The organism is Flavobacterium silvaticum (assembly GCF_012911565.1).
Taxonomy (GTDB): domain Bacteria; phylum Bacteroidota; class Bacteroidia; order Flavobacteriales; family Flavobacteriaceae; genus Flavobacterium; species Flavobacterium silvaticum.
On record NZ_JAAMPU010000103.1, the window covers coordinates 43954 to 58497 of the forward strand.

The following is a 14544-nucleotide window of genomic DNA, read 5'->3' on the forward strand; positions in this document are numbered from 1 at the left end:
GTAGGTGGTAAATATAGCTGTTTCAGCAAACCACACATCATGACTGGGTGAGCTTCAAATAAAAAAACCGAGACATGAAGCCCCGGTTTTTCTTATTGCTTGTAAGCCTTAAATAACCTCGCTCGCTTCTTTGAGTTTTTCCGTATTGTTAACCAACTGCAATTCCTCGATGACTTTCTGGATGGCACCGTTCATTACGTTGTCCAAATCGTACAGTGTGAGGCCGATTCTGTGGTCCGTGACACGGCCTTGCGGATAATTATATGTACGGATTTTAGCAGAACGATCGCCGGAAGAAACCTGTGACGAACGTTTCGCCGCATCTTCCTCCTGCTTTTTGGCCAGTTCCTGTTCGTACAGACGCGAACGGAGTACGGTGAAAGCCTTGTCTTTGTTCTTGTGCTGTGACTTTTCATCCTGGCACTGAGCGACCAAACCCGTTGGAATGTGCGTCAGACGAACCGCCGATTTTGTCGTGTTTACCGATTGTCCGCCAGGGCCTGATGAACAGAAAAAGTCGATGCGGACATCGTTCATGTCGATCTGGACGTCGAATTCCTCGGCTTCCGGCAAGACCATTACGGTTGCCGCTGAGGTGTGGACACGGCCTTGTGTTTCGGTCTGGGGAACGCGTTGCACACGATGAACGCCGGCTTCGAATTTGAGGGTTCCGTAAACGTCTTCTCCGGTTACTTCGAAAATCACTTCCTTGAATCCGCCGGAAGTTCCTTCGTTCAAATCCACTACGGATGTTCTCCAGCCGCGGCCTTCGCAGTATTTGGTGTACATACGGAAAAGGTCACCTGCAAAAATAGACGCTTCGTCTCCACCGGTTCCGGCGCGGATCTCGACCATGACGTTCTTGGCATCTTCCGGATCTTTCGGGATGAGCATGAACTTGATTTCGTCTTCGAGTTCCGGCAGGCGCGATTGGGCTTCTTCTAATTGAAGTTTGGCCATTTCGGTCATTTCGGCATCGGAACCATCTGAAATGATTTCTTTGGCCTCCTCGATATTTCCGGTAATATTTATGAGCTCTTCACGCTTTTCGACGAGCGCTTTGAGGTCTTTGTATTCTTTGTTGAGTTGCACGTAACGCTTTTGGTCGGCGATAACATCTGGTTGGATGATCAAGTCCGATATCTCGTCGAAGCGTTGTTTCACGTATTGAAGTCTGTCTAACATAATCTTTTCTCGATTTCAGGATGCAAAAATACGAATAAAAAGGCAATGGGAAATGAGTGTGCTATCGGTTTTTAAATCAGTCGGATAACCCATTTGGAATAGTTTCTTTAGAGCAATAATTCTTCGGATTAAATCGTTTTCGTATAAACAATATCACCCGAGGCGCAGCCGAACTGTATGAAGCGCAGCGAATAAATAAAAATAATCAATAAATTAAGTCATGGCTGAATTAAACAATACTCCCGCCGACGGCAATTCCAAAAAAATAAGAAGCCGTAAACTTACTTCAAGAGTCGATTTGACCGCAATGGTCGATCTGGCTTTTCTGCTCATTACCTTCTTTATGCTGACGACATCGCTTACAGAACCAAGAGCTATGGATTTGGTGATGCCGGATAATAAAGGTGTTTCATCTCCAATTGATCCGAATCGGACATTGACATTGCTAATCGATAACCACAACAGACTTAAAGCATACATGGGACAGTTCGCCAATGAAAAGCCAATGGAAATCTCTCTGGCTGACAGCCGCGAGCTACGTAAAGAAATCACGAAACGGAAAAAGGAAGTATTCGCCTATTCATCGGCGAAAGGCACTCCCGAAAAAGGACTTATAGTCCTGATAAAACCTGCCGAAAAATCAAAGTATGAAGACTTGGTCAATGTACTTGATGAAATGGCTATATCTGATGTAGATACTTATGCTATTACAGATTTGATGTCCGATGAGAAAAAGTTGCTGGCGCAGGTGCCATGACAGATACTATGTTTTATGTTGGGAGGCGAATTCAGGTTCGCCTTTTTTATGAACTTTCCAGTGTCGGAATTGTTGATTGGATGAGAAGATTTCAGACCCGAAGTGTAGCCGAACTGTATGGGACGAAGTGTAAAAAAATGTAACGGATATTCTCTGGGTTTCTTTATTTTAGACCTTCCAGGTTTAATAAACCTTGCGGGTTTTATAAACCCTGCAGGTTTCCGAAACCTTTGCGGTTTATAAAACCCTGCAAGAATCAACACAATCACCCTTCCAAAAATCCTGAAAATGCAAAACTTCGACTGGACACGTTTTACCCTTAAAATCGCAATCGACGTTCCTGTAAAAACCTTATTCGCTGCCTGGACGCAATCTACCGAAGTCGAAAAATGGTTTCTTGAAAAATGTCTCTTTTCCAATGATGGTAAGGTTTTGGAATCTACAGAAAATGTTGTTTCAGGAAGCGATTACGAATGGAAATGGTTTGTCTATCCCGAGATCGAAAAAGGAAAAATCCTTGCGGCCGATGAACCGGACATCGTTTCGTTCACCTTCGCCGGAGATTGCATCGTTGAAGTCAAATTCCATCGCGAACACGGGCAAACGATCGTTGAATTGACCCAAAGCAATATCCCGGCAGACGATGTTTCGAAAAAGAATATCCGCCTGGGTTGCCATGACGGCTGGAGTTTTTACCTGTTCAATTTGAAATCGGTTTATGAAGGCGGCATCGATTTACGCAATAAGGACGAACGATTCGGTCTTTTACTCAACAACTGACATGGAAATTTCAATACGAAAAGTGGCTTCAGATGATTTTGAAATCGTTTATAATCTGATCAATCTGCTTGAAAATCAAGTGATGGACAAAAACCGACAATTGGATATCTTCAATCGCAATCTTGGTAATCCGCAAATCATTTATCTATTGGCGTTCCTCGATTCCGAAGCAGTGGGCTTTTTAAGTTGCCACGCCCAATACTTATTGCATCATTCCGGTTTGATTGGCGAAATCCAGGAATTGGTTGTTTCAGAAAATGCCAGAAGCCTCGGAATAGGGAAGTTGCTTATCGAAAATTTGATTCCCATTGCACGTAAAATGAAAATCGAACAACTTGAAGTGACGTCAAGTTTCAAAAGAGAAGCCGCACACAGGTTCTATGAACGCGAAGGCTTTGTACATTCGCATAAAAAGTTCACTTTACCTATATGAAAATCCAAGGCATACACCACGTGGCGATTATTTGTTCCGATTACCAAAAGTCCAAATCCTTTTACACCGACATAATCGGTTTTGAGGTCATGGCGGAAGTGTATCGCGAAGAACGGGCTTCTTACAAACTCGATCTGTCGCTCAACGGCTCGTATAGTATCGAATTGTTTTCATTCCCAGATCCGCCCAAACGGGTTTCGCGTCCGGAAGCGTCCGGTTTGCGCCATATCGCTTTTTCTGTAACCGATATTCAATCTGCCTATGAAGAATTGGTCGAAAACGAGGTGCAGGCCGAACCGATCCGAATCGACGAATTCACCAACAAGCGATTTTTCTTTATCTTCGACCCGGACGGTTTACCAATCGAATTTTACGAATCGGCACAATAGAAAAATATGAAAAACTATTTTATATATGGCATGTTTGCCACAATCGTTTGTTTGTCGTTCCAAAACTGCCAGAAGAAAAAAGAAGAAACCGCAATCCCGGAAGCCAAACCTCAAACCAAACTCATAGATCGTGCTGCCTGGCTTATTGGCCGGTGGGAAAACCAAATGGAAAAAGGCCCGCTGATTGAAAACTGGGAAAAGGTAAACGATTCGGTTTTCAAAGGATATTCCGTTGCCATTGAAAACAAGGATACGGTTTTCAGCGAATCCATGTTGCTTGAACAACGCAAAGGCGACTTGTTCTATGTAGTATCGGTCGAAGGACAGAACGATGAAAAGCCTGTAGAATTCAAATTGAGCCTTTCACGCAAAGACGAACTGCGGTTTGAAAATCCGATGCATGATTTTCCGGCGAGGATTATTTATCAAAACCCAATTCCGGATTCATTGGTGGCAAAGATTTCGACTATGAAAGGCGATAAAGTGCAGTATTTCAAATTCGGTAAAGTTCACTAAATACATAGAATCAGTTTTTTCATAGAGATGAAAAAGAGTTTGTTTTTACTTTTATCAGGTCTGCAATGTCTGGCTCAGAATTTTACGAATGGATCTCTCGAAAACTGGGATATTCCTTGCAGTGTAGATCAGGCTCCTTACGGATGGACACAAAACAGTACCACAAGCAGCGGTCTTGAAAAGTATGAGTTAGATGTTTGCCCTTTTACTGTCGTAGCGGCATCTGACGGAGATAAATATGGGGGTGGCCTTGGCATAGGAACTTCCCAGGGTGAAGGTATCGGACAATTCGTGACCGGATTCACAATAGGGACTACTTATGTACTTACGTTTGATTTTATAGGAGGCTATTATATAGACGACCCGCTTCTCGGATATGCACAATGGCACATTATCCAGGGAGTTACAGATGTAAGCCAGACCGTTCCGTTTTATCATCATGACGCAAACTGGCAAACGCATCAATATGTTTTTACAGCAACGCTGCCGAGCTATTTTTTTACGTTCCGGGTTTATGCCGTTTCTGATGATATTTTAGGTAGTGGCGGAATCGATAACTTTAATATACAACCTTTATTATCGTTGCCTTCACATATGGGTAATACCATGGAATTGGTTCCGAATCCGGTCAGGCAACAATCTTTTATTATGTTAAGATATCCTGTCAAAGATGCTTCATTGGAAGTTTACAATGCACTTGGACAATGCGTAAGGAAGACGACGGGCATTAGTGGCGGTACTGTTCCATTTGATCGCGGCAGCCTGAATAGCGGAATATATTTTATTAAGTTACTTGATGATTTCAGTGTTACATGTGCTGCAAAAATAGTGGTTGAATAGGCCGTAAATAACGCATACACGATTGTATTTTATTTGCCGGCCAAACCTGAATCTGCCCGGTCAATTGTTTACATTTGTCCAAACCACAGTTTATGATTCGCGTTTTTTTGTTGTCACTCGTGTTTGCTTCGGCATTGAACGCCCAGCCATATGATTTCATTCCGAAGGAATATCACCTGATGACATCTGAAGAAAAAGCCAAACTTGTTCCACCATACACAGGCGTAAGTTTTTTGATGGATGACGGAAAGTATCTTGAAAACAAGGACGTAGCCGCGATGAAAGCCAATGGCGGATACGAGCAGCTGTTTTACGGCGATAAAAAAGGGAATGTTCGTATTATAGTAAGCCGCAAACTCTCCGATGCAGAATTGCAGAAACGAAAAGAAGATTACCTCAAGTTAAAAACGGAATCGCACGAAAAGCTCAATGCGCTTATTGGCAAACCGTTTCCGGAAATGGGGCTGACGAATTTAGACGGAACACCATTTTCTGTGACCAATTCAGGTAAATCTACCGTACTTTATTTCTGGTTTACGAATTGTCCCGAATGTGAGAAGATACTGCCTGAATTCAATAAATTGTACAATACATACAAAGACAGGTTCAACTTTGTGTCGCCAACGCTGGACAACAAACAATTAGTGGAAAAATATGTAAAAACACATATTACACCACAGCCAAAATTAGTCGCGGGATCCGAACTCAAAAAACAGTATATTGATTTTTTCCCTACGGTAATGATTCTGGATAGAGAAGGAAATATCCTTGCTGTACAGGATGCAACCGGAATGATTGAAAACCTGAAAGTAAAGCTCTATGAAATTTCTTCGAAAAATAAAGTGAAGTAATCCCAAAATGAAAAACTATGGAAAATGATTTCACCCATGTTATGCGCAATCGTTCCGATAGCGAGCTTATACAGATAGTCACGACGGACAGCCATCGCTATCAGGAATCTGCTCTTGAAGCCGCAAGAAAAGAAATCGAATCACGCAATATCGAGGTGGAGAAGTTCAATCATGTAAAGCAAGATCTTGAAGCGTCTATGGCTGAATCGCTGCGGATTGAAGCTGCTACTGTGGGTTCCGGATTGCGTTTGGCGAATTACTTTATAGACACGGTAGCCATACTTATATTGGCTTTCGTACTGATCTTTTTCGTAAACACTATTTTATGGATAGGCAGCCAAACAGTCAGAATGTTGCTGAGTAACCTGCTACTTTTGGCTACCGTTGTACTGTACTACATCATTTTGGAAAGCCGGTTTCAAAAGACACTTGGCAAACTGATAACCGGTTCCAAAGTAATTACCATCGAAGGAAACAGACCCGGATTCAACGATATCTTCATACGGACACTCTGCCGCTTCATCCCGTTCGATAATGTATCTTTCCTGTTCACGAAAAACGGGTTTCACGACAAATTTTCAAAAACGACGGTTATAAGAGACTGACAGTTATTCAGGAGATATGAATCCGGAAGTTGCGTGAAATAGTGTATTCGCAACCGTTCCGTTCTTCGTCATCGTGCTTGACCTTGATTTTAATGGTGAATTCAAAATCCCCGAGCAACGTAGGCGTTCCGGATATAAAAATATCATCGCCAAAACTGTGGCAGTCGAGGCCGTTTGGCAATGTGCCTTCTACCCGGAAATCCTGCCAGGCGAAATCGGAATTCCCATAAACCTCAATGGTTGCCGAATAGCCGTTGAACAAGGTTCCGTCCGGAAGTTCCCTTTCTTCGATTTCAGGTGGATCAGAAGTCGCACAATCAATCGCAGTTTCACAACCCGAGAGTAAAATCAGCAGAAAAAGTATTCCCAGGATTCGCTTCATATTAGTTCTTCGCCGGGATACTTTCCAATATCTCCAAAAAGAATTTCCAGAATTTCCGGGACGACGAAATGCTCGCACGTTCATCCGGTGAATGTGCGCCCAAAATTGTCGGGCCAAAAGATATCATGTCCATTCCCGGATAATTTGTTCCTAAAATACCACATTCAAGCCCTGCATGGCAGGCGACGACATGAGGTTCGGAACCATTTTGTTTTTTATAGATGCCAACGAGTACTTTTAGTATTTCGGAATTCACGTTCGGTGTCCAACCCGGATAGCTTCCGCTGAACTTCACCTCAAAGCCACCTAGTGAAAAGGCTGCTTTGAGCGCATTCGCCAAGTCAAATTTGGACGATTCGACAGATGAACGTGTCAGGCATCCAATCAAAATATCTCCGTCTTTGACCAAAACGCGGGCAATATTGTTTGAGGTTTCCACAAGGTCTTTCATATCGGCACTCATGCGATACACGCCATTCACCGCCGCATAAAGTGCTGCTATCAATTGTTTTTGGGCCGCGATTTCCATGACCTTTTCAGGCGTTTCCGTCTTGTCGATCGAAATTTCGAGCTTTGGTTCGGTGGTCTGGAATTCCGCTTTTATAGCGTTGATGGTTTTCTGTATCGCATCAAAGAATTCCGTTTCTTTAGTGACAGGCAACGCAATGACAGCGACGCTTTCACGCGGGATTGCATTGCGTAAACTGCCTCCGTCTATTGTCGAAACCCGCAAATCGAATTCATCGAACGTCTCGAACAACATCCGATTCATGATCTTGTTTGCGTTGCCCAGGCCTTCGTGTATCTGCATGCCCGAATGCCCGCCGTTAAGTCCTTTGGCCGTGATTTTGTATCCGTGGAAAAGAACAGGCGTGTATTCCCGGTTGTAGCTTCTGGTTGCCGTCACGTCAATTCCACCGGCACAGCCAATGTCGATTTCGTTGTCTTCTTCGGTGTCCAGATTCAGCAATATCTCACCTTGAAGAATGCCGCCTTTGAGATTCAGGGCACCCGTCATTCCGGTTTCTTCATCTATCGTAAACAATGCTTCGATTGCCGGATGCGCAATGTCTGTGGACTCAAGGACAGCCATGATTGCCGCTACGCCAAGCCCGTTATCTGCACCAAGTGTAGTGCCTTTTGCGCGGACCCAATCCCCATCCACGTACATATCGATGCCTTGTGTGTCAAAGTCGAAATTGGTGTCGTTGTTCTTTTGATGCACCATGTCCAGATGTCCCTGGAGCACAATGGGTTTGCGGTTTTCCATTCCGGCCGTCGCAGGTTTGCGGATGATGACGTTTCGGATATCATCTTCAAAAGTCTCCAACCCAAGCGAGTTTCCAAAGTCTTTCATGAATTGTATCACACGGTCTTCCTTTTTGGACGGACGCGGTACGGCGTTTAAATCGGCGAATTTATTCCACAGTGGTTTTGGGTCGAGGTTTCTTATTTCAGACACAAGATTATTATTTATTAGTATTGTTATTATTTATTTGAAGTCAGATCCCGCTGCCCGCTTCACCCGAGCGTAGCGAATTGATCGAATCCTATAAAAAACAAATATAAGATTTTGAGATAAGCTGATTTGTTCCGGCCGGTTTTTCCAGCGGCTAAAAGGAGCTTCTGTTAGTCGCTCTTTTAGCCGGGTAAAAACCTGGCCGCAACTGCGTCAGGGCTATTCGCTTGCATCGGGGCTAGGCTTGGTTTACTTAATCAACATTAGATGTTCGACATTCCATAATTTGTCATATTACAACCGTTACCCAACATTTTAGTAAGTTATGTTATGCCTTTTCGGCTCAAACAACCCACAACATCCGTAGGTCGACATTTCATATTGCTAGGTACGATTATAATGGTTCGACTTATTCCCGGGATCTATAATTCATCATTTCCCGCTGATTTCTCAATTAAAAAAAAAAGACCTTCAAAACTTTAACAAATGATACATAAAAAATGTACTTAAAATTTCTCGGGATTTCTTAGGGACACCATTGGCCCCTCCCCAAAGGCAAATTAAACTTTAAACCGATACGGCCAGTACAGAAAAACTACCTCAATTAGCTTCGCTCAGTTCGGCTAAAGCCTCGGGTGTTAAATCTTCATCCTATGCTGCCTCGGGTCTTTTTCTAGACCAAACAAAAAATCATTTTTGAAATACGGTCAATGTGATTTTTACATTCGTCATTCGTCTTTCATCTTTCATCTTTCATCTTTCGTCTTTCATCTTTCGCCAAATCAACAACCTCCCAAAAATACCATTTACTATCTTTATCCCAAACCTAAATTGGTTCATGAAGAAAAAATACCTGCTTCCGCTTTTGCTTCCCGTTCAAATCGTGGTGGTTAAGGCGTTTGCCTTTTTTCCGGAAATTGTAGAAAAATATTACAGCAATGGTCTGTATCCGCTTACTTCTTTGGTGGAAAGAGCCTTGTTTGGCCGGATTCCGTTTTCGTTTGGTGATATTGTGTACGGAATCGTGGCGTCGTTTGCCATCCGCTGGTTTTGGAAAACCAGAAAAACCTGGAAGCTGCAGTGGAAAACAAACCTGCGTAAAATCACGGCTGTTCTATCCGTTGTCTATTTGTTCTTTCATGTGGCGTGGGCGATGAATTATTATCGCGTCCGGTTACCGCAAAAACTTCATATCGAAACCGATTATGACCGGGACGAGTTGGTCGCTTTTACATCACGACTTATAGAAAAGACAAACGGGCTTCAGCTCGACATCGCCCAAAATCCCGACAGTATCATACGGGTTCCGTATTCAAGAAATGTTATTTATGAAAAAAGCATCGCCGGTTATTCGGAACTTCAAAAGGAATATCCCGGTTTTGCACTGCATAATCCGTCAATCAAAAACTCGTTGATTTCATTGCCGCTCAGTTATATGGGCTTTTCAGGTTACCTGAATCCGTTTACGAATGAGGCACAGGTCAATTCACTCGGGCCTTTGTATTCGTTTGCCGGAACCAGTTGTCACGAAATGGCACACCAGATTGGATATGCGAGTGAGAGTGAAGCGAATTTCGTCGGTTATCTCGCAGCCATCCACAGCAAGGACAATTACATACGTTATTCCGGATATACGATGGCTTTGAAATATTGCCTGCGCAGTTTGTCAGCTTACGATAAGGACAAGGCAGATGAAATGCTCAAACGTATCAATCCCGGAATACGAGCCAACTTTAAGGAAAGCAAGGATTTCTGGGAGAAGTATGAGTCATTCCTCGAAATAGGGTTCAAGTTTTTTTACGACAATTTCCTCAAGATGAATCAGCAAGATGAAGGCCTTGAAAGTTATAACCGTTTCGTGGATCTGCTTGTGAATTATTATGATGGACATGAACTGAAATAATCTATCATGAAAAAAATAAAGATGCTTCTGCTCATCATTTTATTTTCCAATTGCAGACAGGAAAACGTCATTGAAAAGCCAAAGGTCGCGGTATCTGCTCCAAAACGGGTCATTGAAACTTCTGCCGAAAAAGAGAATGCCGAAGACAAAATGCTTGCTTACCTCAAGCAACAGTATTCCGAAGTGTTCTTTTATTCCGATGACATCCTTGACGAAGAAGAATCGCTCCAGCAATTAGGCGTTACGTATCTGGATGAAAATACCATCGATTTTTATCTGTATACCGAAACCTTGCCTTGCGATACGGAATATTACGGAAAAGCTTTTCGGGTTGAAACAGATAGTCTTTCTGACATACAAGATGCATTGGAAATATTTGTGAAAGAAGAAAAGGAATTTAAACTATCTGTTATCTTGGACAAGCAGACACATAAGGCAAAAGTGGCTTACATTGACAAAGAAACACTTGGTACGGATTGCCTGCCGATAGTAGAAACACATATGGAAAAGGTAAAATGAAAAATATACGCAACTGCTGTATGATACTTCTGTTCGTCTTGGTTCCACTATGCGGACAAGCACAGGCCACAGCCGCAAAAGACACCATCATAACCCATATCGAAATCACCGGAATCGTCAAAGATCTAAGTCCGTTGCCCAAAGTCATCGTCGTTGAAAAAGGCTATAAAAACAATACGGACATTACAGATTCGCTAGGCAGGTTCACCATTAAAGTTCAGCTCGAACATTTCACCGAAAAAGTCTATTTACGATTTGAGGTTCTCAATGTGCCGCCCCATGAAATCGAGGTATTTCCCGATACCAAATCGATCGAAGTCCAACTAAGCGGAAAAGGCCCGACAAAGAGTAAATGGAAAACGGAATTCATATTTGAAAAGCCTGATGTAAAAGAACTCATCCTGAAAAGAATAGCCTTTTTGATTGAGCAGGCCAGGAATGTAAAAGAAGGGACACATTAATGGAAAGAGCATTTCTAAAGGCCGAATGGCGAAAGTTGCTGATGGCGAATTATATCGTTGAGCCATCACTATTACAAAAGTACCTTCCTGTAGGAACCGAACTGGATTTATGGAAAGGGAACTGTTACGTCAGCGTCGTCGGATTCCTATTCCTGAATACAGCCATAAAAGGAATAAAGATTCCGTTACACGTAAATTTTGAAGAAGTCAACCTCAGGTTTTATGTCAGGCATTTTGACAAAGGTGAGTGGAAAAGAGGCGTTGTCTTTATCAAGGAAATCGTTCCGCGGCCGGCATTGACATTCGTGGCGAATTCGGTATATGGAGAGAAATACGAAACATTGCCCATGTCTCACAAATGGGAATCTTCCTCAGACAACCTGTTGGTGGAATACGCCTGGAAAAAGCGGGGCAAATGGAGTTCCATAAGTGCCAATATGAATTTGAACCAGCTTGATATTGTTCAAGGAAGCGACGAAGAATTCATCACCGAACATTTCTGGGGTTACACCCGAATCAATCAAAAGACAACATCTGAATATCAGGTCGAACATCCGCGTTGGCGGGTTTACGAAGTCAAAGATTATACTGTAGATATTGACTTTGAGCAGAATTACGGAAGTGACTTCGGATTTCTGAAAGATGAAAAACCAGCGTCGGTATTTCTGGCTGAAGGTTCTGAAATCAAAGTCAATCACGGACGGAAATTATAAAACTCCAACCCAATCAAATTCAGTATATTGGCTAAGGAATTTTCCTGCCGATGCAAAAATATCTACTGTTCCTGTCATGTGTCCTACTGTTGTCCTGTTCCAAAAAGCAGGATAAAAAAACTGTGGATGCAACCGTAGAAAAAGACAGTCTTTCGGTAATCGCGTTACTTCAATCGGCCGAAGATTCCTCCGAAACGAATCCGTCGGATTCAAAACAAAATCTGCTCAGGGCAGGACAGATAGTTTCAAAATACAAGAATCCGTATCTCGAAGGTTGTGTCCTCGATTCGCACTCCGTGGTTGCTTTTTACCAGAATGAACTCGATCAGGCTATCGCCTTTGAACTCAAAGCCGTGGATGTTTACCTCAAAAACGGATATAGCCTGGAAGCCTCGGGTTCGCTGGGTCGCATCGGTCTTTTTTACCAATACCGGAATGAGTACGACAAATCGCTTGAAGCCTTGTACCGCGCCATGAAACTGGCCGAAAAAGAAAAGTACAATTCAAAAGCGCTCATCCGTATCTATTCCAATCTGGGCAATGCGTATGACGAACTCAACGATTACGACAAAGCCCTCGAATACGCGTTCAAAGTGCTCGCATTGCTTAAAGAGCAAAAGGATCCGGAAGGTTACGGACATGCCTTCAACAACATTGGCGCGATTTACATCTCAAAAAAAGAATTCCCCAAGGCATTGGCTTTTTTCGAAAAGGCTTCCGTTTATACTGACAGTATCAACAGGCCGGAATTTTTCTGCCAGGTCAACTTCAACCAGGGACTTTGTTATTATAACCTCAAAAAATTCGATAAGGCATTATTTTACATCTACCGAGCCGAGAAATACCGCGATAAATCAGGCGTGACACTCAACGGCTGCAAAGACCTGATGCTCATGGCGAGTGTTTATGAGGAATTGAACCGCAACGATTCAGTCAAAAAATACCTCGATTTGTCCCAAAAATGTGATACGGTAGTGAACGATTATAACTTCCGGTCGGAACATTACAAGTTGCAATCGAAGTTCTTATCGGCCAAAAACAACTATCGCGGTGCTTTGGCGTTGCTTGAGAAAAGCCATCAATTCTCGGACAGTTCGCTGCTGCGGAACAAAGACATCGATATACAGCGCAATTACATCAAATACCAATACGAGAAAAAGTCAGAAGCCGACAGCTTAAAGTATCGGTTGCAATTGATAGAATCTGACACGAAATCATCGCGCAACCGCAACAACTTCATCGTATCGCTTTTGATCCTCACGCTTGTCGTTGCCGCAGCCATAATCCTTAGGAACAGGAACCATCTGCTCAAAAAACAAAAAGACCTTGAAGCGAAAGACAGGCAACTCGCGGAACAGCAGGCATTACGTGCCAAGATGAGTCCGCATTTCATCTTTAATTGCCTCAATACGATAGATGCGTACGTGATGCAGGACAAACAGGAAGAAGCGTCAAGGCTCATACAGGATTTTTCAAAACTCTCACGAAAAGTGCTTGATTTTTCAGATGTGGAAAGCGTCGATTTATCGGAAGAAATAGCATTCCTAAACATTTACCTCAACATTGAAAAGATACGGCTCAACGACAGTTTTACTTTTGAGATTTCAGCAGATGAATCTATATTGGATTACCAGATTCCGCCCATGATCATCCAGCCGTTCGTGGAAAACGCCGTAATCCACGGAATCCGGAACAGACGCGATGAAAAAGGAATCATCAAGGTTTCATTTTTCTTTAAAGAAGACAAGCTGCATGCGGTCATTGAAGATAACGGAGTCGGGCGGGATAAGGCCAAGGCGTTGCAACAGCACAAAGAACACGTTTCAAAAGCCATCGCCATTGTGCGCCAGCGATTAAGCGGCCGTAATGGAAAAACAGCAGCCGAAAATTTAATTACATTTACCGATAAGCCAAACGGTTCGGGTACCATCGTAGAAGTCGTCATTCCCAAATCCACAGCAACAGAATCCATAAAATGATGAAACGATTACTTTTTGCCCTTTGCGTACTTACGCTGATTTCCTGTAAAGACAATCTGGATAAGAAAGCCGAACAGCTTACGTATGACGAATTCGATTCCAATGCAAAGACAGATTCCACAGGACTAAGCCGCGATTCCACGTTTTCACAGATTGCCAATTCGCCCAATTCGGTGGTGCAGACGGGAATGGACAGTATCAAACTGATTCCGGTCTACAAACTGAAGAAGACAGCAGACAGGAACATTGATTACGGCACCACGACAAGTTATCTGTATCCGACATCTGATGATGAAGATGTAGCTTTCCGGTACTTTATGCCTGGGATGGATTTGTTGCCGGGCTACAACCTGATCAATGTGGCACATTACGATTTACCGACGCAAAAACTGAGTTATTTCTTTACCAAGCCGGCTTTGATCAGGAACGTTTACTATCCTGGCGTTAGGCCAGATTCGTTGTACAAGAAGCCTGTTAAAAGAGATTTCTTTTTGGTTTCGGTTTATGACGAAGACACGAACAAAGATTCTATTATCAATAAAAAGGATTTGCGCAGACTCTATTTCATCGATGCCAAAAATACCAGGAAGATATTGCTTGTTCCATCTACACATTCCGTTGTCAGATCGACATATGATGACAAAAGCGATATCATGTATGTGTATGCCAGATTCGACGCGAACAAAAATGGAAGTCCTGAAAGAAATGAACCCATGAGTATCTTTTGGATAGCGATGCACAACCCGACTGAAGCGCGTAAATTGATGTGATA

Annotated in this window: 17 protein-coding genes; 14 read left to right on the forward strand and 3 right to left on the reverse strand. The window is 43.0% G+C overall.

All coding sequences use genetic code 11. The features are described from left to right. Positions 1-108: 108 nt before the first annotated feature. On the reverse strand, positions 109-1185 hold the full coding sequence (gene prfA / locus G6047_RS07255) for a peptide chain release factor 1 (RefSeq protein WP_169526850.1): 1077 nt from the start codon (positions 1183-1185) through the stop codon (positions 109-111). A gap of 220 nt (positions 1186-1405) precedes the next feature. Here prfA and G6047_RS07260 point away from each other — a divergent pair, with 220 nt between their 5' ends. The 8 genes from G6047_RS07260 (at position 1406) to G6047_RS07295 (ending at position 6356) form a co-directional block, all read left to right on the forward strand. Then, positions 1406-1942 (forward strand): ExbD/TolR family protein, encoded by a 537-nt coding sequence (locus G6047_RS07260; protein WP_169526852.1) that lies wholly within the window; start codon positions 1406-1408, stop codon positions 1940-1942. Positions 1943-2230: 288 nt separating this feature from the next. Further along, positions 2231-2722 (forward strand): SRPBCC family protein, encoded by a 492-nt coding sequence (locus G6047_RS07265; RefSeq protein ID WP_169526854.1) that lies wholly within the window; start codon positions 2231-2233, stop codon positions 2720-2722. A gap of 1 nt (position 2723) precedes the next feature. Next, entirely contained in the window at positions 2724-3155 is a 432-nt protein-coding gene (locus tag G6047_RS07270) for a GNAT family N-acetyltransferase (protein WP_169526856.1), read from the forward strand. Then, positions 3152-3544, forward strand: a complete 393-nt coding sequence (gene gloA2, locus G6047_RS07275) for an SMU1112c/YaeR family gloxylase I-like metalloprotein (protein WP_169526858.1) — start codon at positions 3152-3154, stop codon at positions 3542-3544. The genes G6047_RS07270 and gloA2 overlap by 4 nt, the downstream gene beginning before the upstream one ends. Positions 3545-3550: 6 nt before the next feature. Then, entirely contained in the window at positions 3551-4060 is a 510-nt protein-coding gene (locus G6047_RS07280; protein WP_169526860.1) for a DUF6265 family protein, read from the forward strand. A gap of 27 nt (positions 4061-4087) precedes the next feature. Next, entirely contained in the window at positions 4088-4900 is an 813-nt protein-coding gene (locus tag G6047_RS07285; protein ID WP_169526862.1) for a T9SS type A sorting domain-containing protein, read from the forward strand. A 92-nt stretch (positions 4901-4992) separates the two neighbouring features. After that, positions 4993-5751 carry a TlpA family protein disulfide reductase gene (locus G6047_RS07290; protein ID WP_169526864.1) on the forward strand — a complete coding sequence of 253 codons (759 nt, stop codon included), beginning with the start codon at positions 4993-4995 and terminating at the stop codon, positions 5749-5751. Positions 5752-5768: 17 nt separating this feature from the next. Further along, the gene (locus G6047_RS07295; RefSeq protein ID WP_169526865.1) at positions 5769-6356 is read left to right on the forward strand and encodes an RDD family protein; all 588 of its coding nucleotides are present in this window, start codon (positions 5769-5771) and stop codon (positions 6354-6356) included. Positions 6357-6363: 7 nt separating this feature from the next. Here G6047_RS07295 and G6047_RS07300 read toward each other — a convergent pair whose 3' ends face one another. Together G6047_RS07300 and G6047_RS07305 are read right to left on the reverse strand one after the other, a co-directional pair. Continuing rightward, positions 6364-6738 (reverse strand): hypothetical protein, encoded by a 375-nt coding sequence (locus G6047_RS07300; RefSeq protein ID WP_169526867.1) that lies wholly within the window; start codon positions 6736-6738, stop codon positions 6364-6366. Position 6739: 1 nt separating this feature from the next. Beyond that, complete coding sequence (locus tag G6047_RS07305) at positions 6740-8200, reverse strand: aminoacyl-histidine dipeptidase (protein WP_317168279.1); 1461 nt, start codon at positions 8198-8200, stop codon at positions 6740-6742. 835 nt (positions 8201-9035) lie between these two features. On the opposite strand from G6047_RS07305, the gene G6047_RS07310 reads away from it, so the two are divergent. From G6047_RS07310 to G6047_RS07335, 6 genes are read left to right on the forward strand one after another with little or no spacing between them, the layout of a single operon-like run. Then, positions 9036-10100 (forward strand): DUF3810 domain-containing protein, encoded by a 1065-nt coding sequence (locus G6047_RS07310; protein WP_169526869.1) that lies wholly within the window; start codon positions 9036-9038, stop codon positions 10098-10100. 6 nt (positions 10101-10106) lie between these two features. After that, on the forward strand, positions 10107-10619 hold the full coding sequence (locus G6047_RS07315) for a hypothetical protein (protein WP_169526871.1): 513 nt from the start codon (positions 10107-10109) through the stop codon (positions 10617-10619). A gap of 20 nt (positions 10620-10639) precedes the next feature. Next, positions 10640-11080 carry a hypothetical protein gene (locus G6047_RS07320; protein ID WP_169526873.1) on the forward strand — a complete coding sequence of 147 codons (441 nt, stop codon included), beginning with the start codon at positions 10640-10642 and terminating at the stop codon, positions 11078-11080. Next, positions 11080-11793 (forward strand): YqjF family protein, encoded by a 714-nt coding sequence (locus tag G6047_RS07325; protein ID WP_169526875.1) that lies wholly within the window; start codon positions 11080-11082, stop codon positions 11791-11793. Before G6047_RS07320 ends, G6047_RS07325 begins: the two co-directional genes overlap by 1 nt. Positions 11794-11843: 50 nt before the next feature. Further along, a complete protein-coding gene (locus G6047_RS07330) occupies positions 11844-13772 on the forward strand; it encodes a tetratricopeptide repeat-containing sensor histidine kinase (protein ID WP_169526877.1) in 1929 nt (642 codons plus the stop codon). Beyond that, entirely contained in the window at positions 13769-14542 is a 774-nt protein-coding gene (locus G6047_RS07335; protein ID WP_169526878.1) for a hypothetical protein, read from the forward strand. Before G6047_RS07330 ends, G6047_RS07335 begins: the two co-directional genes overlap by 4 nt. Positions 14543-14544 lie beyond the last annotated feature (2 nt).

Coding starts and splice junctions, on each gene's coding strand:
- G6047_RS07290 (WP_169526864.1), top strand. CDS start 4,993: ATGATTCGCGTTTTTTTGTTGTCACTCGTGTTTGCTTCGGCATTGAAC.
- G6047_RS07320 (WP_169526873.1), top strand. CDS start 10,640: ATGATACTTCTGTTCGTCTTGGTTCCACTATGCGGACAAGCACAGGCC.
- G6047_RS07285 (WP_169526862.1), top strand. CDS start 4,088: ATGAAAAAGAGTTTGTTTTTACTTTTATCAGGTCTGCAATGTCTGGCT.
- G6047_RS07310 (WP_169526869.1), top strand. CDS start 9,036: ATGAAGAAAAAATACCTGCTTCCGCTTTTGCTTCCCGTTCAAATCGTG.
- G6047_RS07260 (WP_169526852.1), top strand. CDS start 1,406: ATGGCTGAATTAAACAATACTCCCGCCGACGGCAATTCCAAAAAAATA.
- G6047_RS07295 (WP_169526865.1), top strand. CDS start 5,769: ATGGAAAATGATTTCACCCATGTTATGCGCAATCGTTCCGATAGCGAG.
- G6047_RS07325 (WP_169526875.1), top strand. CDS start 11,080: ATGGAAAGAGCATTTCTAAAGGCCGAATGGCGAAAGTTGCTGATGGCG.
- G6047_RS07330 (WP_169526877.1), top strand. CDS start 11,844: ATGCAAAAATATCTACTGTTCCTGTCATGTGTCCTACTGTTGTCCTGT.
- G6047_RS07265 (WP_169526854.1), top strand. CDS start 2,231: ATGCAAAACTTCGACTGGACACGTTTTACCCTTAAAATCGCAATCGAC.
- G6047_RS07270 (WP_169526856.1), top strand. CDS start 2,724: ATGGAAATTTCAATACGAAAAGTGGCTTCAGATGATTTTGAAATCGTT.
- G6047_RS07315 (WP_169526871.1), top strand. CDS start 10,107: ATGAAAAAAATAAAGATGCTTCTGCTCATCATTTTATTTTCCAATTGC.
- prfA (WP_169526850.1), bottom strand. CDS start 1,185: ATGTTAGACAGACTTCAATACGTGAAACAACGCTTCGACGAGATATCG.
- G6047_RS07300 (WP_169526867.1), bottom strand. CDS start 6,738: ATGAAGCGAATCCTGGGAATACTTTTTCTGCTGATTTTACTCTCGGGT.
- gloA2 (WP_169526858.1), top strand. CDS start 3,152: ATGAAAATCCAAGGCATACACCACGTGGCGATTATTTGTTCCGATTAC.
- G6047_RS07280 (WP_169526860.1), top strand. CDS start 3,551: ATGAAAAACTATTTTATATATGGCATGTTTGCCACAATCGTTTGTTTG.
- G6047_RS07335 (WP_169526878.1), top strand. CDS start 13,769: ATGATGAAACGATTACTTTTTGCCCTTTGCGTACTTACGCTGATTTCC.